Genomic DNA, 26,530 nt, shown 5'->3' with positions numbered 1-26,530 from the left:
TTCTTGTATACAATTTTTAATTTTCACGTATACGATATGTGGCACACAGTGAGTGACCGGAGCAGGTAATGACGAGTAAAACAGGCCAGCGAGACGCCACCAGGCTGCAGGATAAGGATGAAGGGATCTACCAGGCGTTAATGAACGCCATTGTTGAGCATCAGTTGCCACCGGGCAGCAAATTACCGGAAGAGGCCCTTTCCGGAGTCTTTGGCGTGAGCCGCACCGGCATCCGTAAAGTGCTTCAGCGCCTCGCGGCGGTGCAGATGGTGACGCTGACGCCCAAACGTGGTGCGCAGGTGGCGACACCCGGTGTTGAAGAGGCGCGGGACATCTTCTCCACCCGCAGTTTAATGGAGTGCGCCAATCTGCCCGCGGTAGTGGCGCATCTGCAGCCGCCTCATCTGGTGGCGCTGGAGCAGCTCATCGCGCAGGAGAACCAGGCCCTTGCCGATCAGGATGGCCCGGCAGCGATCCGGCTCTCTGCGGCATTTCATATCCAGCTGCAGGCGATCTCCGGCAATCAGGTGCTTACCGGCATGGTGACCAGCCTGACGCAGCGCTCGTCGCTGGTGATTGCCGCTTATGGCGCGCCGTGGCAGCGCGGCTGCCGCTGTGACGATCACGCGAATCTGCTGAAGTTACTGCGCGCGCGTGCGCTGGAGCCGCTGACCCACGCGCTACAGCATCACTTTGAGCACATTGTCTCCAGCCTGCACTTTGAGCGCAGCGGGGAAACGCTGCCCGATTTCTCCCGACTGTTTGCCACAGGCTCTGGAGCTGCCTTATGAGCCTGATTCAGGTGATTAACCCTAACACCAGCCTGGCGATGACCGAAACCATCGGTCAGGCCGCCCGTGCGGTCGCTGCACCGGGCACCGAAATTCTGGCCGTTTCGCCATCGCAGGGCGTGCCTTCCATTGAAGGACACTTTGATGAAGCAATCGCCGCCATCGGCGTGCTGGAGCAGATCAGGCTCGGCAGGGAGCAGGGCGTCAGCGGCCACGTCATTGCCTGCTTTGGCGATCCGGGTCTGCTGGCGGCACGCGAGCTGGCCAGCGGACCCGTGATCGGCATTGCGGAAGCGGCGATGCATACCGCCACGCTGCTGGCGACGCGTTTCTCCATTGTCACCACGCTGCCGCGCACGCTGGTGATTGCGCGTCATCTGCTGCAGCAGTATGGCTTTACGCATCACTGTGCAGCATTGCACGCCATCGATCTGCCGGTTCTGGCGCTGGAAGATGGCAGCGGCCTGGCGCAGGAGAAAGTGCGGGAACGCTGTATTCAGGCGAAACGGGAAGATGGCAGCGGGGCAATTGTGCTGGGCTGTGGCGGAATGGCGACGCTGGCCGCCTCGCTGACCCAGGAGCTGGGCCTGCCGGTGATCGATGGTGTCAGTGCGGCGGTAAAAATGGTGGAGTCGCTGGTGGCGCTTGGCTTTGGCACCAGTAAACATGGCGATCTGGCCTGGCCTTTGCAGAAACCGCTCTCAGGTGCGTTTCAGCATCTAAACTAACGGAACTTTCCAGACAGAAGACAGGAAGCGAGTAATGACTGACGCTGCAGAGAAGAAAGAGTACAGCTTTAACAAAAACTATCCGCGCGATTTGATCGGTTATGGCGCTCATCCGCCGCACGCCGCCTGGCCCAATAACGCCCGTGTGGCGGTGCAGTTTGTTCTGAACTATGAAGAGGGCGCAGAAAACAGCGTGCTGCACGGCGATGCCGGCTCCGAGCAGTTCCTCTCCGACATCATCGGTGCCGCCAGCTATGCCGACCGTCATATGTCGATGGAGTCACTCTATGAGTACGGATCACGCGCCGGTTTCTGGCGCATTCACAATGAGTTTCAAAAGCGCGGTCTGCCGCTAACCGTGTTTGGTGTGGCGATGGCGCTGGCGCGTCACCCGGAAGTCGTGGAGGCGATTAAACAGGCAGACTACGATGTGGTCAGTCACGGCTGGCGCTGGATCCACTATCAGGGCGTGGATGCGAAAACTGAACGTCAGCATATGCAGCAGGCGGTGGATGTGCTGACTGATCTGTTTGGGAAAGCCCCAACCGGCTGGTATACCGGACGGGACAGTCCGAACACGCGCCGGCTGGTGGTGGAGCAGGGCGGCTTCAGCTACGACAGCGACTACTACGGCGACGACCTGCCGTTCTGGACCCAGGTTACCTGTCAGGATGGCACAGTTAAGCCGCACCTGATTATCCCCTACACCCTGGAGTGCAATGACATGCGCTTTGCCTCGCCGCAGGGATTTAACACCGCCGAGCAGTTCTTCACCTACCTGCGCGACAGTTTCGATGTGCTGTACGAAGAGGGAGAGACCGCGCCGAAGATGATGTCGATCGGGATGCACTGTCGTCTGCTGGGGCGTCCAGGCAAATTCCGTGCGCTACAGAACTTTCTCGACCACATTCAGCAGCATAACGATGTCTGGATCTGTACCCGCCAGCAGATCGCCGATCACTGGATCACGACGCATCCGGCACCGTAAGCCGGTTACGGTGCGTCGCCTCGCTCAGGCCAGGCGACGCACCGGAGATAATCAGCTCATCAGACTGACCTGCGCCGCCACGATGCACCAGCCGTGGGGCATGCGCACCCAGGTCTGCTGCTGACGGCCGATTTTATCACTGCCGGCACGGGTAAATTCGGTGCTGCAGACCGCATAATCCTCACCGAAGGTGGTAATCACGGTGTTGCGCAGCGTCCGGTTCAGCCCGGCTGAAGGGCGGGCAGCACGGAAGGCGCGAATCTCATCGATGCCATATAAATTTTCACCCGCCCCGAGGCGCACGGTGCGCGGGTCGTGCCAGAACAGGGCATCCAGTTCGTCCACATCATTGCTGACCAGCGCCTGCTCGTAGCGATAAAACTGCGCCGTCACCTCGCTGAGCACCTGCGGTAAATTAATCTCTCTGTTCATCAGGCTCCTGCCATATTCATTTGCGGTATCGTAATGCCCTGTTGTTCCAGTGACCAGGCGGCACGTAACACTGCCTCTTCGTTAAACGGACGGGCGATAAGCTGTAAGCCAATCGGCAGACCACTTCGGGTCGCCAGCGGCACGGTACAGACCGGCAAGCCCAGGAAGGAGATGGGCTGCGTCAGCATCCCCATGCTCGCTTTGGCGGGCAGCGATTCACCCTGAATTGACAGCGTCTGCTGACCGATGGTGATCGCGCTGCAGGGCGTCGCCGGCGCAATCAGCACATCAAAGCGATCAAACAGCGGTAACACCTGCTGCTGGAAATGGCGACGGAAACGCTGCGCCTGCACATACCAGGCGCCTGGCATCATGGCACCCGCCAGCAGACGCTCGCGTGAGTTGGGTTCAAACTGCTCCGGTATCTGACGCAAGGCAGGCAGATAGTGGTTGCCGCCCTCTGCGGCGGTCATGATAAACGCCGCCGAACGCGCCAGCTCCGCGTCCGGCATCAGCACCTCTTCCTGGGCCTCCAGCGCGGCTGCGACCACCGCGACTGCAGCGCGGGCGTCATCATCGCACCAGTGGGAAAAAAAGCCGCCCAGCACGGCGCAGCGTAATCCTTCGCTGCCTTGTGACAGCCCCGGCAGCGTCGCGGCCACCGTACGATCGGCCTGAAACGCATCGGCGGGGTCTGCGCCCTGCAGCAGGTCATAAACCAGCGCCAGGTCTTCCACCCGCCGGGCCAGCGGCCCGATATGGTCAAGGCTGGCGACAAACGGATGGCTGCCGCTGCGTGACAGACGGCCAAAGGTGGGCTTAAGGCCAAAAATACCGCACAGCGACGCGGGCACCCGAATCGAACCGTTGGTGTCGGTACCGAGCGAAAAGTGAACCAGCCCGGCGGCCACGGCGGCGGCCGAACCGCCTGACGAGCCGCCCGCCACGCGGCTGAGATCGCGCGGATTGTGGGTCGCACCATAGTGGCTGTTCTCGGTGGTAAAACCGTAAGCATAGGCATCCATGTTCAGCATACCCGACAGCAGCGCACCGGCGTGACGCAGTTTATCAACGGCGAACGCGTCTGACTGTGCTGCAGGGCGATCGCGGAACAGGCTGGCACCGGCCAGCGTGCTGTGACCCGCCACATCAAACAGATTTTTCACCGCATAAGGAATGCCCGCCAGCGGTGGCAGCGTTTCGCCGCGCTGCCGCTGTGCATCAATCGCGCGGGCCTCTTTTAACATGCGCGGCCCGGTGACTTCCGTCCAGGCATTCAACGCCGGGTTGTGCTGCTCAACCGCCTGCAGCGTGTGCTTCGCTACCTCCAGTGCGCTAATCTCACCCTGCTGGATCGCCCTTTGCAGCGTCTGAATTGAAACATCACCTAATCTCATGCCTGATATACTCCTGCGACTTCCAGCCGGTCATCCAGCGGAAACGCCATCAGCGGCGCAGCCATTTCCGCAATGCGTGAAAGCTGGATCAGCAGCTCAGCGCGGCGGGCCTCATCCAGTCCCAGTTGCAGGATCTGCTCCATATGGCCGATGTAGCTGGCCCACTCTTGTTGATTCATGATTCGCTCCTGTTAAAAACCGGCGGCGCTGCCGTTACTGCGTGGGTCGCTTGCGCCCTCAAACATGCCGTTGCTGTGGCGCACAATCGCGCCCGCATGACCTACGGATTCGCTGAAGTCCGGCAGCCGTTCTACCTCATGTCCCCACAGGCGCAGCATCAATACCGTTTCGTCGTCAAAGCGGCCTTCCAGTTTTAGCGAGTCGGACGATTGCCCCCAGGTCCGGCCCAGCAGCCAGCGCGGCGCACTGACCGCCTGCTGTAACGGCAGGCCCTGAATCACATGGCGGGTGAAAATTGCCGCCTGGGTCTGCGGCTGCCCATCTCCGCCCATCGCGCCATACACCATTGTCCGGCCATCTTTCAGCCGCGCGGCGGCGGGATTGAGGGTATGAAACGGCTGCTTACCGGGCGCGAGCGCCAGCAGATGGTCAGGGTCGAGGCTGAACGCAGCGCCCCGGTTCTGCCAGGTGATGCCCGTGCCGGGCAGCACCACACCGCTGCCAAACTCGTGGTAAATGCTCTGAATAAAGGAAACAGCCAGGCCGCTGCTGTCCATCACGCCCATCCAGACTGTATCGCCCGGTCCGCGTCCGCTGCCCCACGCGGCGGCCTCGCCATCGGCGATCTGGCTGGCGAGCGTATCGAGATGATCGCTATCCAGCAGCGCCTGCACATCTTCGGTAACGTGACGCGGATCGGTGATGTGTTTGTCGCGCAGGGCAAAGGCTTTTTTGGTGGCTTCCACGATGCGGTGCACCGTCTGCGCGTCGTCAGCCTCCGTCATCTCCAGTCGATCGGTGATGCCGAGGATTGCCAGCGACACGACGCCCTGGGTTGGCGGAGCGATATTCCAGATGTCGCCTTCGCTATGGGCGAGATGCAGCGGTGTCGTGCGTCGTGCGCGATGCTGTTGCAGATCGACCAGCGTCACCGGCATGCCCAGCGTCGCCATCTCGTCGGCCATATGGTGAGCCAGCGGGCCGCGATAAAAGCTGTCGAGTCCCGCTTCGATGAGCTGGCTCAGGGTGTTCGCCAGCGCGGGCTGGGTAAAACGGCTGCCCGGCTGCGGCACATCGCCGTCGGGCATAAAATGGGCACGAAAGCCGGGCTGATGCTGCAGCTCACTCAGGAAGTTCGTGGTCGCGGCGGTCTGTGAGGCGGTTACCGGAATCCCGTCGGCGGCGTAGCGAATCGCATCCCGCAGCAGACGGGCCAGCGGCAGTGGCGAGGTGCCCATCTCTGCAGAGAGCGTCAGTGCCTCCTGCCAGCCGCTGACCGTACCGGCCACGGTCAGCGCCGCTTTCGGCCCGCGATGTGGGATTGTCGGGTGATCGGCGTAAAAATCGTGGTGAGCCAGGGAACCGGCGGCACCGCTGGCGTCGATAGCAACAGGGTCGCCGCCGGGCGGCAGAATCAGCCAGAAGCCATCGCCGCCCAGCCCGTTCATGTGCGGATAGACCACAGCGATAGTCGCGGCCGCGGCCACCATCGCTTCAATGGCATTACCGCCATCACGTAGCACCGCGAGCGCACTTTCACTCGCCAGATGGTGTGGCGTCACCGCCATCCCCTGCGGGGCCATATTGCTTTGAATCATCTTTTTCTCGTTCTTTGGGTGACAGAACCCATAACAAAGCAAGAGCTGTTCCAGTTTTCATGCTCAGCTGACAATGCGTCGGTTAACCTGGCGTAAATTGTGCTAGCTTCTGCTGAAACAAAAGTTACAGGACGCCCTATGAAACAGCTTGATGAACGACTCAGAAGTCACTATCCCCAGCTCTCTCCACAGGAGCAGCGCATCGCCGACTTCGTGTTTGACCATTTCGATGACCTGATCAGCTACAACAGCGCCGAACTGGCGCGTCTTAGTGGCGTGTCGAAAGCCACGGTCAGTCGACTGTTCAAGCGTCTCGGCTATGAGAAGTACAAGGATATGCGTGATGAGCTTCGCATCCTGCGCCAGAGCGGTATGCCGCTGACCGATAACCGGGATGCGGTGCAGGGCAACACGCTGCTGGCGCGCCACTACAAGCAGGAGATGGCAAACCTGACGCAGTGGGTAAACAGCCTGGATGCGCGGCACTTTAACGAGGTGATTCAGCAGCTGGCTCAGGCTAATCGTGTCTTTATCATCGGCATGCGCAACGCCTATCCGGTGGCGCTGCATCTGCGACAGCAGCTGGTGCAGGCGCGTTCGCAGGTGCATATCCTGCCGCAGCCGGGCCAGACGCTGGCTGAGGAGCTGGTGGATATTACGCCGGACGACATGGTGATCGTGATGGCGTTTCGCCGTCGTCCCCGCATCATCCGCCCGCTGATGCAGCAGCTGCAGGCGGCCGGTATCCCGCTGCTGGCGCTGTGTGAGCCGCAGGCGCAGACGGTGATTGCGCTGGCACGCTGGCAGCTCTGTACGCCGCTGGATAGCGTCTCCGCCTTCGACAGCTACAGTGCTGCCATGAGTCTGGTTAACCTGATCGCTAATGCGCTGCTGCATGAAATGCTGGCACAGGGACGCCAGCGGATTCATCAGATCGCCGACCTTTACCAGCAGTTTGACGAGCTGGAGCACCGTTAACAGGCACCGTTTTGGTGCTTTGCCCCATTTCAGAACATCCCCTTCATGGCGTAGTCGTCCCGATTACGCCCGATTTCTGCTGAACTCTCTGCCGTTTAACCCTTTTTCTGTTGCCGTCCGTATTGGCACATTAGTTGCAGATTCCATGTCAAAGAATCTTTTGTTTCACGTTAATCTCACCGGGGTGCATAATGAAAAAAGTTTTGATGGCGGTTGCGACAGCGGCATTACTGATGGCTCAGGCGGGTAGCGCGCTGGCCGATCAACTGCAGGATATCCAGAAGCGCGGCGTCATCCGCGTCGCCGTGCCGCAGGACTTCCCGCCGTTTGGTTCGGTCGGCACGGACCTGCAGCCGCAGGGGTATGACATCGACACGGCAAAATATCTGGCGAAGCAGATGAAACTTAAGTTGCAGCTGGTGCCGGTCAGCAGCGCCAACCGCGTGCCTTATCTGCAAACCGACAAGGTCGATCTGGTTATCTCCAGCATGGGTAAAAACGCCGAGCGTGAGAAAGTGATCGACTTCACCCGCGCCTATGCGCCGTTCTTCCTGGGCGTCTTCGGTCCGAAGGGCGATGAGATCAAAGCAGCGTCGGCTCTGAGCGGCAAGTCGATTGGCGTCACGCGCGGTGCGGTAGAAGATATGGTGCTGAGCGAAGTGGCTCCGAAAAATGCGCAGGTGAAACGCTACGAAGATAACAACACCACGTTGTCTGCTTATCTCTCAGGTCAGGTGCAGTATGTCGCGACTGGTAACCTGGTCGTCGCTGCGATTGCGCGCCAGAATCCGGCTAAAGCGCCCGTCGCGCAGTTCATGCTGAAAGATTCACCCTGCTATATCGGCCTGAAGAAAGATGAGCCTGCGCTGAAAGCGAAAGTGAATGCGCTGATTGAGCAAGGCATTAAGGACGGCACGCTGAATAAACTCTCTGAACAGTGGCTGAAAGCACCGCTGCCTGCGAACCTCGGCGCCTGAGGACGGATTCATGACCGGGCAACTTAACTTTCCCGCCCTGTGGCCTTACTGGCCGGAGCTGCTCTCCGGTCTGTGGGTCACCATCCAGCTGACGGTGCTGGCGACAACCGGTGGTGTGGCGCTCGGCATTGCGGGTGCCGCGCTGCGCAGCGGCAAACCGAGCTGGATGAGCCACCTGTGGGGCATCTATGTCGAGCTGATCCGCAATACGCCGTTTGTGGTGCAACTGTTCTTTATCGTTTTCGGTCTGCCTGCACTGGGGCTAAAACTCACTGCGGGTGAGGCGGCGCTGCTGGCAATGCTGATCAACCTCGGTGCCTACAGCACCGAGATTATCCGCGCCGGGATTCAGGTGACACCGAAAGGACAGTGGGAAGCAGGCCGGGTGCTGGGATTAACCCGCAGCCAGACGTTTCTACGGGTCGTGCTGCCGCCCGCACTGCAGCGCATTTATCCGGCGCTGGTGAGTCAGTGCATCATCGTGATGCTGGGCTCATCGGTGGTGTCGCAGGTCTCCTATGAAGAGCTGACTTTCGCCGCCAACCTGATCCAGTCGCGCACCTTCTTAAGTTTTGAGGTCTATCTGGTGACCACGCTGATCTACCTGGCGTTGTCGATAGCGATGCGCCATCTGCTGCTGGCGATTGGCCGTAAATGGTTTGGAGTGCAGGCATCATGATGACGACCTTTACCGACTGGGACATCCTGCGCAACCTGCTGCTGGCGGCGCGCTGGACCCTGTTACTGTCGCTGGTGGCCTTTGTCGGCGGGACGCTGGTGACGCTGCCGCTGCTGTTTCTGCGGCTGCTGCAGCGTAAGTGGCTGACGCGCCTGATACGCGGTTACACCGCGCTGTTTCAGGGCACGCCGCTGCTGATGCAGCTGTTCCTGGCGTTTTTCGGCGTTGGTCTGTTCGGCATTGATGTCGCCCCCTGGACCGCTGCCTCGCTGGCGCTGACCTTCTACACCAGCGCCTTTCTGGTGGACATCTGGTACGGCAGCATCCGCGCCCTGCCGAAAGGGCAGTGGGAAGCGTCGCGCTGCCTCGGCCTGACCTTTGGTCAGACGCTGTGGCGGGTGGTGGCACCGCAGGCTATCCGCATCGGTATCGCCCCGACGGTGGGATTCGCCGTGCAGGTGATCAAGGGCACCGCGCTGGCGTCGATTATCGGATTCATCGAGCTGACCAAGGCGGGCACCATTCTCAACAACGTCACCTATCAGCCGTTTAAAGTCTTTGGGCTGGTGGCGCTGGGCTACTTCCTGATGTGTTATCCGCTGTCTCGCTACAGCCAGTATCTGGAGAAAAAATTCAATGCCGCTCATCACCATTAATCAGGTGCAAAAATATTACGGCGACAACCATGTGTTGAAAGGCGTGGATCTGGATATCGACATGGGCGAGGTGATCTCGATCATCGGTCGCAGCGGATCGGGTAAAAGCACGCTGCTGCGCTGCATGAACGGGCTGGAAGGCTATCAGGAGGGCAGCATCAAGCTCGGCGGGATGACCATCACCGATCGCGATTCGCAGGCGCGTGAAATCAGCCGCTCGGTCGGGATGGTGTTTCAGAGCTTCAACCTGTTCCCGCACATGACGGCGCTGGAGAACGTCATGCTGGCACCGCGCCGCGTGCTGAAGAAAAGCGAGGCCGAGTGCCGGGCGCTGGCTGCGCAGATGCTGGAGAAGGTCGGGCTGGGCGAACGCCTTAACTACTATCCTGCCAGCCTCTCCGGCGGTCAGCAGCAGCGCGTGGCGATCGCCCGTGCGCTGGCGATGACGCCGAAAGTTTTACTCTGTGATGAGATCACCTCCGCGCTCGATCCTGAACTGGTGGGCGAAGTGCTCAAGGTTCTGGAACAGCTGGCGGCAGAGGGCATGACGCTGATCCTTGTCACCCATGAAATGAACTTCGCCCGCGACGTGGGCGATCGTGTGGTCTTTATGCATCAGGGGCGCGTCTGGGAGCAGGGCGACAGTAAAACGCTGTTCGCCCAGCCGCAGACGCCGGAGCTGAAGCAGTTTATTTCTTCGGTTCGTCTCTGAGTTTTAGAAAAGGAAATGATGATGGATATAACACAATTCCCGCAACTCAATCCGCCACAGCGTCTGCTGATGGGACCGGGGCCGATCAACGCCGATCCCCGCGTGCTGCGCGCCATGTCGAGTCAGCTGCTGGGCCAGTACGATCCTGCGATGACCCACTACATGAACGAAGTGATGGCGCTCTATCGCGGCGTGTTCCGCACTGAAAACCGCTGGACGCTGCTGATCGATGGCACGTCACGTGCCGGTATCGAAGCGATTCTGCTGTCGTCTATTCGCCCTGGCGACAAAGTGCTGGTACCGGTATTTGGCCGTTTCGGTCATCTGCTGTGCGAAATTGCCCGCCGCTGTCGTGCGGACGTTCACACCATTGAAGTGCCATGGGGCGAAGTCTTTACCCCGGACCAGATTGAAGATGCGATCAAAAAAGTGCGACCGCGCCTGCTGCTGACCGTGCAGGGCGACACCTCGACCACCATGCTGCAACCGCTTGAGCAGTTGGGCGCAATCTGCAAACAGTATGGCGTGCTGTTCTACACCGATGCGACTGCCTCACTGGCGGGTAACGCGCTGGAAACGGACGCCTGGGGCCTGGATGCCGTGTCGGCGGGGATGCAGAAATGCCTGGGCGGTCCATCGGGCACATCTCCGGTCACCCTGAGCGCAGAGATGGAAGCCGTGATCCGCAAACGCAAATGCGTAGAGCAGGGGATCCGCACCGAAGCGCATCAGGATGGCGAAGAGGAGATGATCTACTCCAACTATTTTGACCTCGGCATGATCATGGATTACTGGGGCCCGGAGCGGCTCAACCATCACACCGAAGCGACCAGTGCGCTGTTTGGCGCGCGCGAGTGCGCCCGTCTGATCCTGCAGGAGGGGCTGGATAACGGCATCGCCCGTCACAAGCTGCACGGTGAAGCGATGCTGAAAGGCATTCAGGGGATGGGGCTGGAGACCTTCGGCGACCTGAAAAACAAAATGAACAACGTGCTGGGTGTGATGATACCTACAGGCGTGAATGGCGATCAGGTGCGCAAGCTGATGCTGGAAGATTTTGGCATTGAGATTGGCACCTCGTTTGGTCCGCTGCATGGCAAGGTGTGGCGCATCGGCACCATGGGCTACAACGCGCGTAAAGATTGCGTGATGCAGACCCTGTCGGCGCTGGAAACGGTGCTGACCTACGTTGGCTATCGCACGCCGCAGGGTGCCGCCGCGCAGGCCGCGTGGGATCACTACGGGAGCCACGCATGATGATGAGCGCCAGCGAAGCCCAGGTCGCGGCACAGCGCGTGATGGCGCGCTGCGATACGCTGGCCGCGATCAGCGAAACGGCTGAGGGGCTGACCCGCGTCTACCTCTCGCCAGAACATCTGCGCGCTAACGCCTGCGTTGGTGAGTGGATGCAGGCGGCAGGAATGCAGGTGTGGCAGGATGCGGTCGGCAATATCTGTGGGCGCTACGAGGCAGCAGAAGCGGGTGCGCCTGCGTTGCTGCTCGGCTCGCATCTCGACACGGTGCGCAACGCCGGGCGCTATGATGGGATGCTGGGCGTGCTCAGCGCCATTGAAACCGTGCAGTGGCTTAACGAACATCAGTGCCGCCTGCCGCTGGCGATTGAGGTGATTGGCTTCGGCGACGAAGAGGGTACCCGTTTTGGCATTACGCTGCTCGGCAGTCGGGGTATTACCGGCAGCTGGCCGCAAAGCTGGGTGACCCATCCTGACGGCAACGGTATCACCGTGGCGCAGGCGATGGCGGATGTGGGTCTCGACAGCAATCATGTCCAGGCGGCTGCACGGCGGGTTGAAGATATCGTCGGGTATCTTGAGCTGCACATTGAGCAGGGTCCCTGCCTGGAGCAGGAAGATCTGGCGCTGGGCGTAGTGACGGCGATTAACGGTGCGCGCCGCCTCAACTGCCGTTTCAGTGGTGAAGCGGGCCATGCGGGCACCGTGCCGATGACCCATCGTAAAGATGCGCTGGCGGCGGCGGCCGAGTGGATGGTATTTATTGAGCAGACCACCCGTGAGCAGGACCCGCAGCTGGTCGCCACCGTCGGCACGATTAACTGTGCGCCGGGTGCGGTGAATGTCATCCCCGGCGAGCTGTCGCTGTCGCTGGACGTGCGTGGTCCGCTGGACACGCCGCTGGAGACGCTGCTCTCCAGCCTGTTAACCCAGGCAGAGGCGATTGCGCTTCGCCGTGGACTTCGCTTCGAGTCTAACGAATATTATCGCATCGGTGCCACTGCCTGTGACTCTGCGCTGCAACAGGCGCTGAGCCATGCGGTGGAAACGGTGCAGGGTCGCAGCCTGTCGCTGCCGAGCGGTGCCGGACACGACGCTATCGCCATCGCTGAGCGCTGGCCGGTAGGCATGCTATTTGTGCGTAACCATCGCGGCATCAGCCACCATCCGGCGGAGTCTGTAGCGGTGGAAGATGTGGCACCTGCGCTGCAGGCCTATTTGCAGGCGGTCTCGCTGATTGCCGGACGGAGCTGAACATGGAATTAGCCACATTTAATCAGCTTACCGCTGACGAAGCGCAGGCGGCCATCCGGCACTGTGTGGCGATCCCGCCCTGGCAGCAGGCGCTGGTGGCGGCCCGGCCTTTTGCCAGCACCGAGGCGCTACTGGCCACTGCCGATGCGCTGGCGCGTCAGTGGCAGCAGTCTGAACTGGCGGCCGCACTGTCGGCGCATCCGCGCATCGGTGAACGCGCGAAGGGCGCGGATAAAGAGTCTGCGTTGTCGCGCGGCGAACAGTCCGCGATGCAGCAGGCCGATCACGCTCTGCAACAGGCGATGCAGCAGGGCAATCAGGCGTATGAAGCGCGTTTTGGCCGGGTGTTTCTGATACGCGCCAAAGGGCGCAGCGGCGAGCAGATGCTGGCAGAGTTGCAGCGTCGGTTGCAGAATGACGATAGTGCCGAGCAGCAGGAAGCGCTGGATCAGCTGCGTGAAATTACCCTGTTACGCCTTAAGGAGACGATGCAATGAGTACCGTGACCACCCATATTCTCGACACGGCGCTGGGTAAACCGGCCAGCGGTGTGGCAATTTCACTGGAGCAGAACAGCCCTGAAGGCTGGTTTCCGATTTCACAGGGTGAAACGGACAGTGACGGACGTCTGAAAGATCTGACGCCGGAGCCGCTGACGCCGGGGCACTACCGCCTGACTGCTGAAATCGGCGACTATTTTGCTGCCGCCGGTCGGGATGCGCTCTACGTCAGCGCACAGATCGATTTTATGATTGCCGAGGCGGGCAGCCACTTCCATCTGCCGTTTCTGATTTCACCCTGGTCGTGGTCAACCTATCGCGGCAGTTGAGCCTGCCGTTTACAGCGAAAAGCGATCCGCATCCTGCCAGGCGGGGAAGCGTTTGCGGTAAGCGTGAAGCGCCTCCAGCGACAGCTCGGCATCCAGCCGGGCGCGCTGATGCGGCTCGGCCGCGCTGAGGATCTCGCCCTGCGGCGAAACAATCTGGCTGTCGCCGCTGTAGTGATGCTGATTGCCGTCACTGCCCACGCGGTTACAGCCTGCCACATAAGCCTGATTTTCAATCGCCCGCGCTAACAGCAGCGCCTGCCAGTGCAGCGCGCGCGGCGCTGGCCAGTTGGCGACATAGAGCGCCAGATCGTAATCGTTGCGGTTGCGCGAGAAAACCGGGAAGCGCAGGTCGTAACAGATTTGCGGCAGAATGCGCCAGCCGCGCCACTCAAAGACCTGACGCTGCTCACCGGGCAGATAGTGATGATGCTCATCTGCCATGCGGAACAGGTGACGCTTATCATACTGATGCAGCGTGCCGTCCGGCTCGACCAGCAGGAAGCGGTTTACCGCACCGTGTTCTGTCTGTATCGCCGCGCTGCCGCCGACCAGGGCATCCAAACGACGGGCATGGTGATGCAGCCACTCAATCACCTGCGACTCTGGCAGCGAGCTTTTCGCTGCTTCCATTGCAAAGCCAGTGGTAAACATCTCTGGCAGGACAATCAGATCGCGTCCGGTGAGTCCGGCCAGCTGCGCATCAAAATGGCGCAGATTGGCTTCGCCATCCATCCAGCTCAGCGTCTCCTGCAGTAGCGTGATTCTCAAAGCTGACATAAGCGCTCCGCGGCGGTATCTAATGTCGCCGGTTGTTTGGCAAAACAGAGGCGAATCAGTTTATAGGGGAAAGCATCGGCGCAGAACACCGACAGGGGAATCGCGGCGACGCCCACTTCGCGGGTCAGCCACTGGCAGAAACTGACATCATCCAGATCGGAGAGGGCGCTGTAATCGACCAGCAAAAAGTAGGTGCCTTCGCAGGGAAGCACCTTAAAGCGGCTGTTGCTCAGCGCCGTTGCCAGCCGATCGCGGCGATCGCGATAGAAGGCTGGCAGCTCAAGATAGTGTTCCGGATGCTCACGCAGCATATCGGCGATCGCCAGCTGCGCCGGAGTATTGACCGAGAAGGTCAGGTACTGATGCACTTTGCGCAGTTCAGCGCTGATCGCCGCAGGGGCAATGCAATAGCCCACTTTCCAGCCGGTCATGTGAAAGGTTTTGCCAAACGACGACACCGCAATGGCACGCTGGCGCAGTTCAGGATGGGCCAGCACGCTGGCGTGGCCCGCCTCATCGAAGCAGATGTGCTCATACACTTCGTCGCTCAGCACGTAGACCGGCCGCGCAGCAATTGCCTGCCACAGCGCGGCGAAATCCTGCTGCTGCCAGACGGTGGCCGAAGGATTGTGCGGCGTATTCAGGATCACCAGCCGGGTCTTGTCACTCAGCAGTTCAGCAAATGCCTGCCAGTCCACCCGGAAGGCAGGCGGCTGCAGTGTAATGCGTTTCATCACGCCGCCCGAGAGCGTGACCGCAGGGGCATAGCTGTCGTAGCTGGGATCAAAGCAGATCACCTCATCGCCCGGCCGCACCAGCGCGGTAATCGCCGCATAGAGCGCTTCGGTCGCGCCCGCCGTCACCGTAATTTCCGTTTCCACATCAGGACGATAGTCATAAAGCCGCGCGGTTTTCTCTGCAATTGCCTCACGCAACGGCAGCGCACCGGTCATCGGCGCATACTGGTTCGCGCCCTGGCTGACGTGATACGCCAGTCGCTGCTGCAGATAGTCCGGCCCGCTGAAATCGGGAAAGCCCTGGGAGAGATTGATGGCGTTGTGCTGCTGCGCCAGCGCACTCATCTGGCTGAAAATGGTGGTGCCGAGCAAAGGAAGTTTACTCTCGGGGATGAGGTTGTGCTGCGTCATGGTGTCAGGCCTTAAGCGCGAAGATTGATGCGGTGTCACCCGGTGTTTGTGCCACTATAAACAGGATGGTAGTATTTGGCAATCAAGACGCTTAGACGGCTAAATGCGTCATGCTCCACATCTCTTCTGCGTTGGCCGCGTTTGCTTACCCCGGTCACTTACTCATGTAAGCTCCCGGGGATGCGCGCTCTTGCCGCCTTGCTGAGATGCGGATCATTTCGCAGTTACATGCGTCATGCTCCGCGCGTTGGCTACGCGTACTTACCCGGAATCTCATTTCACCGCAAGGAACCTTTATGTCGCAGAGTCTTCCGTTAGATCAGCTGGTCGCCGCCTGTCACTGGATTGGGGCAAAAGGCTGGGCACCCGCCACCGGCGGGAACATGTCCGTGCGCCGCGATGAACATGTCTGCCTGCTGAGTGAATCGGGCAAAGATAAAGGCACGCTGACGCGGGATGACTTTATTGAGGTCGATATCGCCACCAGCCAGTCGCTCTCAGGCCGTAAGCCATCGGCAGAAACCGGACTCCACACGATGATCTATCGCCTCTTTCCGGAGGCGGGCGCGGTGCTGCACACCCACACGGTGAATTCCACCGTGCTGTCGCGGGTGGAGCAGGGCGCGGCGCTGCTGCTGCACGGCTATGAGATGCAAAAATCGTTGAGCGGCCAGCACACCCATCTCGATACGCTGGCGATCCCCGTGTTCGACAACAGCCAGGACATTGCGGCCCTGGCGTCAGAAATTGAAGATTACGCCGGCCGCTTTCCGCTGCGTTACGGCTTTCTGCTGCGCGGCCACGGCTTAACCTGCTGGGGCCGGGATGTCAGCGAAGCCCGCCGTCATCTGGAAGGTCTGGAATTTTTATTCGAATGTGAACGTCAACGTCGCCTGCTGGAGAAAGCATGATTCGCGCCATTGTTACTGATATCGAAGGCACTACCAGCGATATTCGCTTTGTACATAACATCCTGTTTCCCTATGCCCGCCAGCACTTGCCGGACTTCGTGCGTGACAATGCGCAGCAGCCCGATGTGGCGGCGGCGCTGCAGTCGGTGCGTGAAGAGGCCGGTCAGCCGCAGGCCGATCTTGCCGGGGTGACAGATATTCTATTGGGCTTTATGGACCAGGATCGCAAATCCACCGGCCTGAAAGCGCTGCAGGGGATGATCTGGCGCGATGGCTACGTGAACGGCAATTTTACCGGCCATCTCTATCCCGATGTCCTGCCTGCGCTGACCCGCTGGAAGGCGCAGGGCATTGAACTCTATGTATATTCCTCCGGCTCGGTTGCGGCGCAGAAATTGTTATTTGGCTACAGCGATGAAGGTGATATTACTGGCCTGTTCAGCGGCTATTTTGATACCCACGTTGGTGCCAAACGCGAAGTCGCGGCTTATCGCACTATCGCCGCTGAAATTGGCCAGCCAGCGGAACAGCTGCTGTTTCTTTCCGATATTCATCAGGAGCTGGATGCCGCCGCAGAAGCGGGCTGGCAGACGTTGCAATTACTGCGTGGCGAGGCGGACAGCGAGAGCCGCCATCGTCAGGTGACGGATTTTTTCCAGATTAACCCGGAGTCGATTTAGCATGAGCGCACTGACGATTTTTACCGACCGCGAAGCCAGCCAGCCGGTGTGGCACAGCACCGACGCAGAAGCGATTCGTGACCGCCTGAACGCCAGAGGTGTCCGTTTTGAGCGCTGGGAGGCCGATCGCGATTTGGGTGAAAACCCGGATCCGGAAACGGTGATCAACGCCTACCAGCATGCGATCGATCGCCTGGTGGCGGAGAAGGGCTATCAGAGCTGGGACGTAATCAGCATGCGTGCCGACAATCCGCAGAAAACCGTGCTGCGTGAGAAGTTTCTCAATGAGCATACGCACGGCGAAGATGAGGTGCGTTTCTTTGTCGAGGGTGCCGGGCTGTTCTGTCTGCATCTGGATGGCGAGATCCTGCAGATCCTGTGCGAAAAAAATGATCTGATCTCGGTGCCCGCGGGCACGCCGCACTGGTTTGATATGGGATCGTCACCGCACTTCACGGCGATCCGCATTTTCGATAATCAGGAAGGCTGGGTGGCGAATTTCACCGGCGACAAGATCGCGGATGCCTATCCGCGTCTGGCGTAATCGGTCAGCCGATGTGCGAGGCATTTACCGCTATGGCAGACGCCTCGCAGACCGTTACTGCGGCTGGAAGATGCCGTTCTGTACCTGGTCAGGCATGACCACGCCGGTGTCCAGAACCCAGCCGCTGATCAGGGCGGCGGGCGTGACATCGAACGCCGGGTTATAAACCTTCGCCGCTTCGGGTGCCCACTGCACGTTGCCAAAACTGCCGGCCACACCCGTCACTTCGCTGGCGGCGCGCTGCTCAATGGGAATCGCTGCGCCGTCAGGACAGCTGCGATCCAGCGTGGTATGCGGGGCGGCCACGTAAAACGGAAGCTGATGATAATGGGCCAGCACCGCCAGGCTGTAGGTGCCAATCTTATTGGCAACATCGCCGTTGGCGGCAATGCGGTCAGCGCCGACCCACACCGCATCCACCTCGCCACGGGCCATCAGGCTGGCGGCCATGGAATCGGTGATCAGCGTGTAAGGAACCGCCAGTTCGCCCAGCTCCCAGGCGGTTAACCGGCCACCCTGTAACAGCGGGCGGGTTTCATCCACCCAGACATTCTTAACCAGCCCCTGCTGATGGGCGCGGGCAATAACACCCAGCGCGGTGCCGACGCCAGCGGTGGCCAGCCCGCCGGTATTGCAGTGGGTCAGCAACTGACTGTTGGCTTTCACCAGCGTGCAGCCTGCGTCAGCAATGGCATCACACAGTTGCTTATCCTCCTGCACCAGCCGCCAGGCTTCTTCAACCAGCGCGGGGGCAAAGCCTGGCTGTGCCAGCGCCACTTTCATCCGATCCAGGTTGTTCATCAGATTGACCGCAGTAGGACGGGCGGCACGCAGGGTCTCCAGCGCCTGCGCCAGTTCAGCGCGCGTCAGTCCCTGTTCAGCCAGCAGCGCCAGCAGCAGTGAGGCGGAGAGACCGATCAGCGGCGCACCGCGCACCCGCAGCGCGTGGATATGTTCAATCAGCTGAGGCACGCTGTGTGCGGGCAGCCAGTTCTTCTGCTGCGGCAGCGCCTGCTGATCCAGAATCCAGAGCTGATTGTCACGAACCTGTAAACTGGTGGTTTGAAGTGTCTGCATTGTGGGTGAAATCCATGTTGCGTTAATGATGCGTATTGTGCCAACATGCTGGACGGATGTATAGACGTCTGAACGGCTTATTACACCTGAGTGACCCCCTTCGAATGATGAGGAACAGGCAATGTCGCAATACCGTACCTTTACTGCTGCTGATGCTGTGGACTATGCCCGACAATTTGGCGGCGTGGACAATCCTGCCGCGCTCTGCAGCGCAGAAGAGATTGGTGATGGCAACCTTAACCTGGTGTTTAAGATTTATGACGATCAGGGCAACAGTCGCGTTATTGTCAAGCAGGCACTGCCCTATGTGCGTTGCGTGGGGGAGTCCTGGCCGCTGACACTGGATCGGGCTCGGCTGGAAGCGCAGACCCTGGTCGAGCACTACAAATATTGTCCGCAGCATACGGTGAAGATCACCCATTATGATGCGGAGCTGGCGGTGATGGTGATGGAAGATCTCTCCAGCCATCGCATCTGGCGCGGCGAGCTGGTGAAAGGTGTGTATTACCCGCAAGCGGCGCAGCAGTTAGGCGACTACCTCGCACAGACCCTGTTTCATACCTCCGATTTCGTTCTGCATCCGCATCAGAAAAAAGCGGAAGTGGCGCGTTTCATTAATCCGGAAATGTGTGAAATCACCGAAGATCTTTTCTTCAACGATCCCTACACCGATCATGAGCGTAACAGCTACCCTGATGCGCTTGAACCGCTGGTCGCCAGCCTGCGCGATGATGATGCGCTGCGCATTGCCGTCGGCGGGCTGAAGCATCGCTTTTTTGCGCATGCCGAAGCGCTGCTGCATGGCGATATTCATAGCGGCTCGATTTTCGTGGCTGACGGCAGCCTGAAGGCAATTGATGCGGAGTTCGGTTACTTTGGCCCGATTGGTTTTGATGTCGGAACGGCGATTGGCAACCTGCTGATTAACTACTGCGCGCTGCCGGGGCTGCTGCCTCCGCGTGAGGCGGCCGATGCACGCGAGCAGCGCCTTAGCGATGTTCACTCTCTCTGGACGACCTTTGCGTCAGGCTTCCTGGCGCTGGCAGCTGAGAAAACCCGCGATGAGGCGCTGGCTTATCCAGGCTATTCGCAAGCGTTTGTGCGTAAAGTGTGGGCCGATACTATCGGTTACTGCGGCACGGAACTGATTCGCCGCACGGTGGGGATGTCTCACGTGGCGGATATGAAGCAGATTGCCGATCCGGCGATGCGTACCGACTGTATTCGTAATGCGATTAACCTGGGACGCACGCTGATTCTGGCCGCCGATCACGTAGAAGATGTGGATGCGCTGATTGCCCGCATCCGTCAGGCAGGATAAAAAAAGGCCGACGTGATGTCGGCTTTCAGGTAAATCAAAGGCTGGCTGTAAGAGTGTGCCCGCGCCGGAAATAGGGTCAGATCGGAAAGTCGCTAAAGCCATCCCTGGCTCGCTTGGCCCGCGCAATTACGCACCTCATCCCTGAGGTGCGCCCGTAAACGGGCCAACGCTTTGCGTTGTTCAAAAACGCTCCCGGCGTTTTTAGTACGCACCTCATCCCTGAGGTGCGCCCGTAAACGGGCCAACGCTTTGCGTTGTTCAAAAACGCTCCCGGCGTTTTTGTCCGTGGCGCGGGACGCTTTCCTCTTCTGACCCTGTTCCCTGCGCCTTAAGCTAATCTGTTGCGGTCAGATTCACCTGGATTTGTCATGGTCAGCTCTCTTTGGCCAACGAGGCGTCGACCTCTGAAAACAGTGCTGACTCCCATCGCTTTAAATTCGGTACCCGATGCCGACATCACATCGGCACTGAATCCTACGCCGCCTCACTCGCCCGTGATGCAGGCTGAGGCGCTTTCTCCGGCACCGGCACCGCCAGTGCTTCCGGCTCAAACTCATCAACGTTAATCGACCGCAGACGACTGGCTTCAGCACGCTGCAACACTTCAGCCTCTTTAGCATCAATCCAGCCCTGCTCCAGCGCGCGCTTCGCCAGCGCATCCAGCCGGGTAAAAGAGAGGTGCTGTTTTGTCTGTTTGCACAACCTGTCATGGATCACTTCTGCCGCCATGACATCCTGTAACGCCTGTTCCAGCTGACCGGCAGGGTTGTGTTTACTCGGTGTCAGGTACATGCCACGGCCCAGACGGCTGCGGGTGGCTGACGGCTGTTGCAGCATTTTGGCCAGCTGATGATCCAGGCGATCAGATGGCGCAGGGCAGTGATGACCGCCTGCAAAAATGGTCATTCGCAATGCGCCCGCCACCAGACGGTTCGGGAAGTTGCGCAGCAGATCGTCCATAGCCACTTCCGCCTGATGCAGCGCATCCTGTACGCCCCAGTGGACCAGCGACAGATCGGCTTCGTTGCGGCCTTCATCGTCATAGCGTTTCAGCGTCGCGGAGGCGAGATAGAGCTGGCTCAGCACATCGCCCAGACGCGCCGAAATACGTTCGCGACGTTTCAGGCTGCCGCCCAGCACCGCCATTGACACATCAGAGAGCAACGCCAGGTTGGCACTGATGCGGTTCAGGTGCTGGTAATAACGGCGGGTGCCATCGCGGGTCGGACTGGCGCTGGTGCGCCCGGCGGTTAAGCCCAGCCACAGACTGCGCATAGTGCTGCTGCCCACATAACCGATATGGCTGAACAGCGCCCCATCAAACGCATTAACATCATTGCTGGCCGCTGCCGCCATCTCCTGCAGCACATAAGGATGGCAGCGAATCGCGCCCTGTCCGAAGATAATCATGCTGCGGGTCAGAATGTTCGCGCCTTCTACCGTGATAGCGATCGGCGCGCCCTGATAGGCACGGGCCAGGAAGTTGCTGTTGCCGAGCATGATGCCTTTACCGCCCGCAATATCCATGGCGTCGATAATGGCGCGCTGACCACGATGGGTGCAGTGATATTTCACAATTGCCGACAGCACCGCGGGTTTTTCACCCTGCATAATCCCGGCCGTAATCAGCGTAGCCGCCGCATCCATCACATAAGCGTTACCGGCAATGCGCGCCAGCGGCTCTTCAATCCCTTCCATCTTACCGATTGAAACCCGGAACTGACGGCGGATATGGGCATATGCGCCTGTCGCCAGCGCTACCGTTTTCAGGCTGCCGGTTGAGTTCGATGGCAGCGTAATGCCGCGTCCCACTGACAGACACTCCACCAGCATCCGCCAGCCCTGACCGGCCATTTCCGGGCCGCCGATAATATAGTCAATCGGCACAAAGATGTTGTTGCCACGCGTCGGCCCGTTCTGGAACGGCACGTTAAGCGGGAAGTGGCGATGGCCAATTTCCACGCCGGGCGTATTCGTTGGGATTAATGCACAGGTAATGCCAGGATTCTCATTGTCGCTGAGCAGATGATCCGGGTCGGAGAGTTTAAAGGCCAGGCCCAGTACGGTGGCGATCGGTGCCAGCGTAATGTAGCGCTTGTTCCAGGTCAGCCGCATGCCCAGCACCTGCTGACCCTTCCATTCGCCCATGCAGACGACACCGGTATCGGGGATCGCACCGGCATCTGAACCCGCTTCCGGGCTGGTCAGCGCAAAGCAGGGGATCTCATCGCCGCGTGCCAGCCGCGGTAAATAGTGATTTTTCTGCTCTTCGGTGCCGTAGTGCTGCAGCAGTTCGCCCGGACCCAGTGAGTTAGGTACACCCACGGTAATCGCCAGAATCCCGGAGACGCCCGACAGTTTTTGCAATACGCAGGCCTGTGCATAGGCGGAGAAATCGAGGCCGCCATACTCCTTCTTAATGATCATCGCGAAGAAACGATGCTCTTTCAGATAAGCCCAGAGTTCCGGCGGCATATCGGCCAGCTCATGGGTAATCTGGAAATCGTTAGCCATGCGGCACGCTTCTTCGACCGGGCCATCCAGAAAAGCCTGCTCTTCGGCAGTCAGGCGCGGCTGCGGATAGTTGTGCAGCTTCTGCCAGTCCGGTTTGCCCTGGAACAGATCGCCTTCCCACCAGGTGGTGCCCGCCTCGATCGCTTCTTTCTCGGTGCGCGACATCGGCGGCATCACCTTCTGGAAGCGCTGAAAGATCGGCGCTGAAAACAGGCTGCGACGTAATGATGGCAGGTTAAACGGCAGCAGGACGATCGCCAGCGGCAGCAGCAGCCACGGCGTCCAGAGATGAGCAACAGCCATCGCCGCAGTCCACAGCAACAGGATTGTGCTGCTGAGCCGTAACGACAGGCGGTGATAGAACAGAGCGCCAATCAGCGCCAGCGTGGCAAATATTGAAACAATTATCATGATAAACCGCTCCAGGAAGTAAGAGGTCTGACCTGTTGTGTAGAGAGGTTTAGAGTAGTTGGAAGGATTTATCAATTTGTTTACATCGCAATTACAACCTGCCTCACAAAAACCGTTTTTAGCCCATTTTTGCATCAACTGTGGCAATGATAATCGACGTCACTGCCCGACCGGACATGGGATGACGCTTTGCGCTGACCGGCCATTCCGTTAAACTTGCTGCGATTAACCTCTCCTAAAAAAGGACATCCCTATGTACCAGGACATCATCCGCTCTGAGCTTAATGAAGCTGCTGATACGCTGACTAAATTCCTCAGCGATGACGCCAATATTCATGCGATCCAACGTGCTGCGGTGCTGCTGGCTGACAGCTTTAAGGCGGGCGGCAAGGTGCTTTCCTGCGGTAACGGCGGTTCACATTGTGATGCGATGCACTTCGCCGAAGAGCTGACCGGTCGCTACCGTGAAAATCGTCCTGGCTATCCGGCGATTGCCATCTCAGATGTCAGCCATCTCTCCTGCGTCAGTAATGACTTTGGTTATGACTATGTCTTTTCGCGCTATGTGGAAGCGGTAGGGCGACCAGGCGATGTGTTGCTGGGCCTCTCAACCTCCGGCAACTCTGCCAATATTATTAAAGCGATTGAAGCTGCGCGTGCGCAGGGGATGAAAGTGATCACCCTGACCGGTAAAGATGGCGGTAAGATGGCAGGCAGTGCCGATATTGAGATCCGCGTGCCACACTTCGGTTATGCCGATCGCATTCAGGAGATCCACATAAAAGTGATCCACATCCTGATGCTGCTGATCGAAAAAGAGATGGTGAAGTAAGTGTGCGGGCCTCCTGACAGACGGGAGGCCGCTTAATCAGAGGTGGTGGCTATGTGCGAATTGCTCGGGATGAGCGCCAATGTTCCCACGGATATCTGTTTCAGCTTTACCGGACTGGTTCAGCGTGGCGGTGGAACCGGGCCTCATAAAGATGGCTGGGGCATTACCTTTTACGAAGATAAAGGTTGTCGTACGTTTAAAGATCCGCTGCCGAGCTTTAACTCGCCGATTGCGCGTCTGGTGCAGGAGTATCCGATTAAATCGCATTCGGTGGTGGCGCACATCCGCCAGGCGAATCGGGGTCAGGTGTCGCTGGAAAACACCCATCCATTTACCCGCGAGCTGTGGGGCCGGAACTGGACCTATGCGCACAACGGTCAGCTCAAGGGCTATCGTCAGCTGGAGACCGGCACATTCCGGCCGGTGGGGGAAACCGACAGTGAGAAGGCGTTCTGCTGGATCCTGCATCAGCTGGCGACGCGTTATCCACGCACGCCGGGCAACTGGCCGGCGGTGTTCCGCTTCATTGGCGAGCTGGCCGGTTCGTTACGGCAGAAGGGCGTATTTAACATGCTGCTGTCAGATGGCCGGTATCTGATGGCTTTCTGCTCCACCAACCTGTTCTGGATCACCCGTCGGGCACCGTTTGGCCGGGCGCAGTTACTGGATCAGGATGTGGAAGTTGATTTCCAGCAGCACACCACGCCGCATGACGTGGTGACGGTGATTGCTACGCAGCCACTGACGGCCAATGAAACCTGGCAGCGGATTGCGCCAGGTGAATGGGCATTATTCTGCCTTGGAGAGCGCCAGGAATGAACGGGAAGCGGCTTCGGGACTGGCTAAAACCGGTGCCGGGCTGCTGTTCATCACATATTTCCCGCTGGCGACATTGACCATCGGCGGCTGGTGATACTTCGCAAAGTAAGCGTATCCCGGCTGCAGCTGCTGCCAGAAGCTGGCATAGGTGGAGTAGCGGTGACGCTGCATGTTGCTGTCGGTCATGCGGAACGGATAGATGCTGATGCTGACATCCTGCTGGCCATTACGCAGCGCCGCGTTCACATAAGTAAAAATCTCATCCATATAGGCGTTAGTCATGGCATAGCAGCCAATCGACTTACAGTCGCCATGAATCATCAGGTAGTTGCCGCTATATCCCTGATTACGATCGTACTGATTCGGGAAGCCGATGTTAATCGCGCGATAAAAGCGGCTATCCGGCTTCAGCTGATTCAGCTTCACGTTGTAAAAACCTTCCGGGCTTTTGAAATCGCCTTCACGCCGTTTCGGGCCGAGGCCACCAGAAAAGTTACAGATGCGATAGGTATCCAGCAGGCGGAATTCGTTACCGATTTTGCCGTAGAGTTCGAGTGTGCGTTCTTCCTTGAAGATCTGGATATAGACCGGGGTACCGAGTAACTGTTTCTTTAATTCTTTGCTGACCGGTGCCGCTGACTGAACGGGTTCGGGTGTCATTGCCATGCTGAGGGCTGGCAGTAAAATCATCGCAAACAGGAGTGCGATTTTGCCCATGCTGTGTATACCTTGAGGTGAAGAGAACATGACGCAAATAGTGCGTCTTTGTTTGCATTATCGGAACTGTCCGCTACCGCAGCGAAACATTAAACATTGTCTGTTTTTTTAGCAAGACACCGACGGCCAGATTCGCGATTTACTGAAAGATATTCGGCCACAAATTTGTAAACTTTAATTGTGGGTGCGACAAATATTGCAGTTACCCCTGCCAACTGTATACTTATCCAGTGCCGGAGGGGGTATGCGTAAAATCATTCATGTCGATATGGACTGCTTCTATGCCGCGGTGGAGATGCGTGATAATCCCCAGCTGCGCGATATCCCGATCGCCATTGGTGGCAGCCGTGAACGTCGTGGCGTGATCAGCACCGCCAACTATCCGGCCCGCAAATTTGGCGTGCGCAGTGCGATGCCAACCGGCATGGCTCTCAAGTTATGCCCGCATCTGCGCCTGCTGCCAGGCCGTTTTGACGCCTACAAAGAAGCCTCCGCGCAGATTCGCGACATCTTTACCCGCTACACCCCGCTGATTGAACCGCTCTCCCTTGATGAAGCCTATCTGGATGTCACCGACAGCCCGCACTGTCACGGCTCCGCCACGCTGATGGCGAAGGAAATACGCGCTACCATCTTCCGTGAAACCAGACTGACCGCGTCAGCGGGTATCGCGCCGATTAAATTCCTGGCGAAGATTGCCTCGGACCTGAATAAGCCGGACGGACAGTATGTAATTACCCCGCCGGAGATGGCCGGTTTTCTGCTGTCCCTGCCGCTGGCGAAAATTCCAGGCGTCGGCAAGGTGTCGGCCAAAAAGCTGGAGGAGATGGGGCTGGTCACCTGTGGCGACGTGCAGAAGGCCGATTTAGCGCTGCTGCTGAAGCGCTTTGGTAAGTTTGGCCGGGTGCTGTGGGAGCGCAGCCACGGCATTGATGACCGTGAGGTGATCGTGGAGCGCGAGCGTAAATCGCTGGGGGTGGAGCGCACGCTGGCGGAAGATATCAGCGACTGGGACGCCTGTCTGGAGATTATCGACTTTCTCTATGCTGAACTGGATCGCCGGTTGACGCAGATTCGACCGGACAAACAGGTGGCGCGGCAGGGCGTGAAACTGAAGTTCAGTGATTTTCAGCAGACGACCCAGGAGCATATCTGGCCGGTGCTGAATAAAGAGGACATGATTGCCATCGCCCGGAAAACCTGGGATGAGCGTCGTGCCGGTCGGGGCGTAAGGCTGGTGGGATTACATGTCACCATGGTGGATCCCCAGCTGGAGCGTCAGCTGCTGCTGGGTCTGTAACGGTCAGCCTCACCGCCCGATGAGGCT

The 26,530-nt window shown here is 59.1% G+C and carries 28 protein-coding genes; 19 read left to right on the top strand and 9 right to left on the bottom strand.

All coding sequences use genetic code 11. The features are described from left to right. Positions 1 to 68: 68 nt before the first annotated feature. The 3 genes from F3I20_RS14595 to puuE are packed head-to-tail and all read left to right on the top strand — an operon-like array spanning position 69 to position 2,507. On the top strand, positions 69 to 791 hold the full coding sequence (locus F3I20_RS14595; RefSeq protein ID WP_150037867.1) for a GntR family transcriptional regulator: 723 nt from the start codon (positions 69 to 71) through the stop codon (positions 789 to 791). Then, complete coding sequence (hpxA, locus tag F3I20_RS14590) at positions 788 to 1,519, top strand: allantoin racemase (protein ID WP_150012962.1); 732 nt, start codon at positions 788 to 790, stop codon at positions 1,517 to 1,519. The genes F3I20_RS14595 and hpxA overlap by 4 nt, the downstream gene beginning before the upstream one ends. Before the next feature lie 34 nt (positions 1,520 to 1,553). Then, positions 1,554 to 2,507 carry an allantoinase PuuE gene (puuE, locus tag F3I20_RS14585; protein WP_150012964.1) on the top strand — a complete coding sequence of 318 codons (954 nt, stop codon included), beginning with the start codon at positions 1,554 to 1,556 and terminating at the stop codon, positions 2,505 to 2,507. Between the two features lie 51 nt (positions 2,508 to 2,558). Here puuE and hpxZ read toward each other — a convergent pair whose 3' ends face one another. Genes hpxZ through F3I20_RS14565 form a run of 4 tightly spaced genes read right to left on the bottom strand, consistent with a single transcriptional unit; the run spans position 2,559 to position 6,114 of the window. Next, the gene (hpxZ, locus tag F3I20_RS14580; protein ID WP_150012966.1) at positions 2,559 to 2,939 is read right to left on the bottom strand and encodes an oxalurate catabolism protein HpxZ; all 381 of its coding nucleotides are present in this window, start codon (positions 2,937 to 2,939) and stop codon (positions 2,559 to 2,561) included. After that, positions 2,939 to 4,336 (bottom strand): AtzE family amidohydrolase, encoded by a 1,398-nt coding sequence (locus tag F3I20_RS14575; RefSeq protein WP_150037866.1) that lies wholly within the window; start codon positions 4,334 to 4,336, stop codon positions 2,939 to 2,941. The genes hpxZ and F3I20_RS14575 overlap by 1 nt, the downstream gene beginning before the upstream one ends. Beyond that, on the bottom strand, positions 4,333 to 4,515 hold the full coding sequence (gene hpxX, locus F3I20_RS14570; protein WP_150037865.1) for an oxalurate catabolism protein HpxX: 183 nt from the start codon (positions 4,513 to 4,515) through the stop codon (positions 4,333 to 4,335). Before hpxX ends, F3I20_RS14575 begins: the two co-directional genes overlap by 4 nt. A 12-nt stretch (positions 4,516 to 4,527) precedes the next feature. After that, positions 4,528 to 6,114: a gamma-glutamyltransferase family protein gene (locus F3I20_RS14565; protein ID WP_150037864.1), complete on the bottom strand. Its 1,587-nt coding sequence runs from the start codon at positions 6,112 to 6,114 to the stop codon at positions 4,528 to 4,530. Between the two features lie 138 nt (positions 6,115 to 6,252). Between F3I20_RS14565 and hpxU the strand changes: the two genes are divergently transcribed. The 9 genes from hpxU to uraH all read left to right on the top strand — a co-directional run bounded on the left by hpxU (position 6,253) and on the right by uraH (position 13,452). Next, complete coding sequence (gene hpxU / locus F3I20_RS14560; RefSeq protein WP_150037863.1) at positions 6,253 to 7,092, top strand: MurR/RpiR family transcriptional regulator HpxU; 840 nt, start codon at positions 6,253 to 6,255, stop codon at positions 7,090 to 7,092. 191 nt (positions 7,093 to 7,283) lie between these two features. Continuing rightward, positions 7,284 to 8,069, top strand: a complete 786-nt coding sequence (locus F3I20_RS14555; protein ID WP_150059922.1) for a transporter substrate-binding domain-containing protein — start codon at positions 7,284 to 7,286, stop codon at positions 8,067 to 8,069. Between the two features lie 10 nt (positions 8,070 to 8,079). Beyond that, positions 8,080 to 8,748: an amino acid ABC transporter permease gene (locus F3I20_RS14550; RefSeq protein ID WP_150012978.1), complete on the top strand. Its 669-nt coding sequence runs from the start codon at positions 8,080 to 8,082 to the stop codon at positions 8,746 to 8,748. Further along, on the top strand, positions 8,748 to 9,404 hold the full coding sequence (locus tag F3I20_RS14545) for an amino acid ABC transporter permease (RefSeq protein WP_190285956.1): 657 nt from the start codon (positions 8,748 to 8,750) through the stop codon (positions 9,402 to 9,404). Before F3I20_RS14550 ends, F3I20_RS14545 begins: the two co-directional genes overlap by 1 nt. After that, positions 9,385 to 10,116: an amino acid ABC transporter ATP-binding protein gene (locus F3I20_RS14540; protein WP_061061686.1), complete on the top strand. Its 732-nt coding sequence runs from the start codon at positions 9,385 to 9,387 to the stop codon at positions 10,114 to 10,116. Before F3I20_RS14545 ends, F3I20_RS14540 begins: the two co-directional genes overlap by 20 nt. A 21-nt stretch (positions 10,117 to 10,137) precedes the next feature. After that, entirely contained in the window at positions 10,138 to 11,373 is a 1,236-nt protein-coding gene (locus tag F3I20_RS14535) for a pyridoxal-phosphate-dependent aminotransferase family protein (RefSeq protein WP_150037862.1), read from the top strand. Then, positions 11,370 to 12,623 carry an allantoate amidohydrolase gene (hpxK, locus tag F3I20_RS14530; RefSeq protein WP_150012982.1) on the top strand — a complete coding sequence of 418 codons (1,254 nt, stop codon included), beginning with the start codon at positions 11,370 to 11,372 and terminating at the stop codon, positions 12,621 to 12,623. The genes F3I20_RS14535 and hpxK overlap by 4 nt, the downstream gene beginning before the upstream one ends. Positions 12,624 to 12,625: 2 nt before the next feature. Next, on the top strand, positions 12,626 to 13,120 hold the full coding sequence (uraD, locus tag F3I20_RS14525; protein ID WP_150012984.1) for a 2-oxo-4-hydroxy-4-carboxy-5-ureidoimidazoline decarboxylase: 495 nt from the start codon (positions 12,626 to 12,628) through the stop codon (positions 13,118 to 13,120). Next, on the top strand, positions 13,117 to 13,452 hold the full coding sequence (gene uraH, locus F3I20_RS14520) for a hydroxyisourate hydrolase (RefSeq protein WP_010671151.1): 336 nt from the start codon (positions 13,117 to 13,119) through the stop codon (positions 13,450 to 13,452). The genes uraD and uraH overlap by 4 nt, the downstream gene beginning before the upstream one ends. Positions 13,453 to 13,461: 9 nt before the next feature. Here the strand turns inward: uraH and F3I20_RS14515 are convergent, their stop codons facing one another. Together F3I20_RS14515 and F3I20_RS14510 are read right to left on the bottom strand one after the other, a co-directional pair. After that, positions 13,462 to 14,229, bottom strand: a complete 768-nt coding sequence (locus F3I20_RS14515) for an amidohydrolase (protein ID WP_150037861.1) — start codon at positions 14,227 to 14,229, stop codon at positions 13,462 to 13,464. Further along, on the bottom strand, positions 14,217 to 15,377 hold the full coding sequence (locus tag F3I20_RS14510) for a pyridoxal phosphate-dependent aminotransferase (RefSeq protein ID WP_150037860.1): 1,161 nt from the start codon (positions 15,375 to 15,377) through the stop codon (positions 14,217 to 14,219). The genes F3I20_RS14515 and F3I20_RS14510 overlap by 13 nt, the downstream gene beginning before the upstream one ends. Positions 15,378 to 15,673: 296 nt before the next feature. On the opposite strand from F3I20_RS14510, the gene F3I20_RS14505 reads away from it, so the two are divergent. The 3 genes from F3I20_RS14505 to F3I20_RS14495 are packed head-to-tail and all read left to right on the top strand — an operon-like array spanning position 15,674 to position 17,512. Beyond that, complete coding sequence (locus tag F3I20_RS14505; protein ID WP_150037859.1) at positions 15,674 to 16,288, top strand: methylthioribulose 1-phosphate dehydratase; 615 nt, start codon at positions 15,674 to 15,676, stop codon at positions 16,286 to 16,288. Next, positions 16,285 to 16,968: an acireductone synthase gene (gene mtnC / locus F3I20_RS14500; protein WP_150037858.1), complete on the top strand. Its 684-nt coding sequence runs from the start codon at positions 16,285 to 16,287 to the stop codon at positions 16,966 to 16,968. The genes F3I20_RS14505 and mtnC overlap by 4 nt, the downstream gene beginning before the upstream one ends. A gap of 1 nt (position 16,969) precedes the next feature. Continuing rightward, positions 16,970 to 17,512, top strand: a complete 543-nt coding sequence (locus F3I20_RS14495) for a 1,2-dihydroxy-3-keto-5-methylthiopentene dioxygenase (RefSeq protein ID WP_150012994.1) — start codon at positions 16,970 to 16,972, stop codon at positions 17,510 to 17,512. Between the two features lie 54 nt (positions 17,513 to 17,566). On the opposite strand, the gene mtnA is transcribed toward F3I20_RS14495, so the two are convergent. Further along, the gene (gene mtnA / locus F3I20_RS14490) at positions 17,567 to 18,589 is read right to left on the bottom strand and encodes an S-methyl-5-thioribose-1-phosphate isomerase (RefSeq protein ID WP_150012996.1); all 1,023 of its coding nucleotides are present in this window, start codon (positions 18,587 to 18,589) and stop codon (positions 17,567 to 17,569) included. 121 nt (positions 18,590 to 18,710) lie between these two features. Here mtnA and mtnK point away from each other — a divergent pair, with 121 nt between their 5' ends. Next, the gene (gene mtnK, locus F3I20_RS14485) at positions 18,711 to 19,910 is read left to right on the top strand and encodes an S-methyl-5-thioribose kinase (RefSeq protein ID WP_150012998.1); all 1,200 of its coding nucleotides are present in this window, start codon (positions 18,711 to 18,713) and stop codon (positions 19,908 to 19,910) included. Between the two features lie 474 nt (positions 19,911 to 20,384). Here mtnK and fadE read toward each other — a convergent pair whose 3' ends face one another. Continuing rightward, positions 20,385 to 22,835, bottom strand: coding sequence for an acyl-CoA dehydrogenase FadE (gene fadE, locus F3I20_RS14480; RefSeq protein ID WP_150037857.1), 2,451 nt, complete (start codon positions 22,833 to 22,835; stop codon positions 20,385 to 20,387). A gap of 253 nt (positions 22,836 to 23,088) precedes the next feature. On the opposite strand from fadE, the gene lpcA reads away from it, so the two are divergent. Both lpcA and F3I20_RS14470 read left to right on the top strand, forming a co-directional pair. Next, positions 23,089 to 23,667 (top strand): D-sedoheptulose 7-phosphate isomerase, encoded by a 579-nt coding sequence (gene lpcA, locus F3I20_RS14475; RefSeq protein ID WP_013356896.1) that lies wholly within the window; start codon positions 23,089 to 23,091, stop codon positions 23,665 to 23,667. 51 nt (positions 23,668 to 23,718) lie between these two features. Continuing rightward, complete coding sequence (locus tag F3I20_RS14470) at positions 23,719 to 24,486, top strand: class II glutamine amidotransferase (RefSeq protein ID WP_013356897.1); 768 nt, start codon at positions 23,719 to 23,721, stop codon at positions 24,484 to 24,486. Here F3I20_RS14470 and dpaA read toward each other — a convergent pair. After that, a complete protein-coding gene (dpaA, locus tag F3I20_RS14465; protein WP_150013002.1) occupies positions 24,457 to 25,203 on the bottom strand; it encodes a peptidoglycan meso-diaminopimelic acid protein amidase in 747 nt (248 codons plus the stop codon). The genes F3I20_RS14470 and dpaA overlap by 30 nt on opposite strands. A 244-nt stretch (positions 25,204 to 25,447) precedes the next feature. On the opposite strand from dpaA, the gene dinB reads away from it, so the two are divergent. Then, the gene (gene dinB / locus F3I20_RS14460) at positions 25,448 to 26,503 is read left to right on the top strand and encodes a DNA polymerase IV (protein ID WP_150037856.1); all 1,056 of its coding nucleotides are present in this window, start codon (positions 25,448 to 25,450) and stop codon (positions 26,501 to 26,503) included. Positions 26,504 to 26,530: the final 27 nt, after the last annotated feature.

Source organism: Candidatus Pantoea gossypiicola (assembly GCF_008632075.1).
In the GTDB taxonomy this organism is placed as follows: Bacteria; Pseudomonadota; Gammaproteobacteria; order Enterobacterales; family Enterobacteriaceae; genus Pantoea; species Pantoea gossypiicola.
This window is presented reverse-complemented; position numbering and strand designations above follow the sequence as displayed.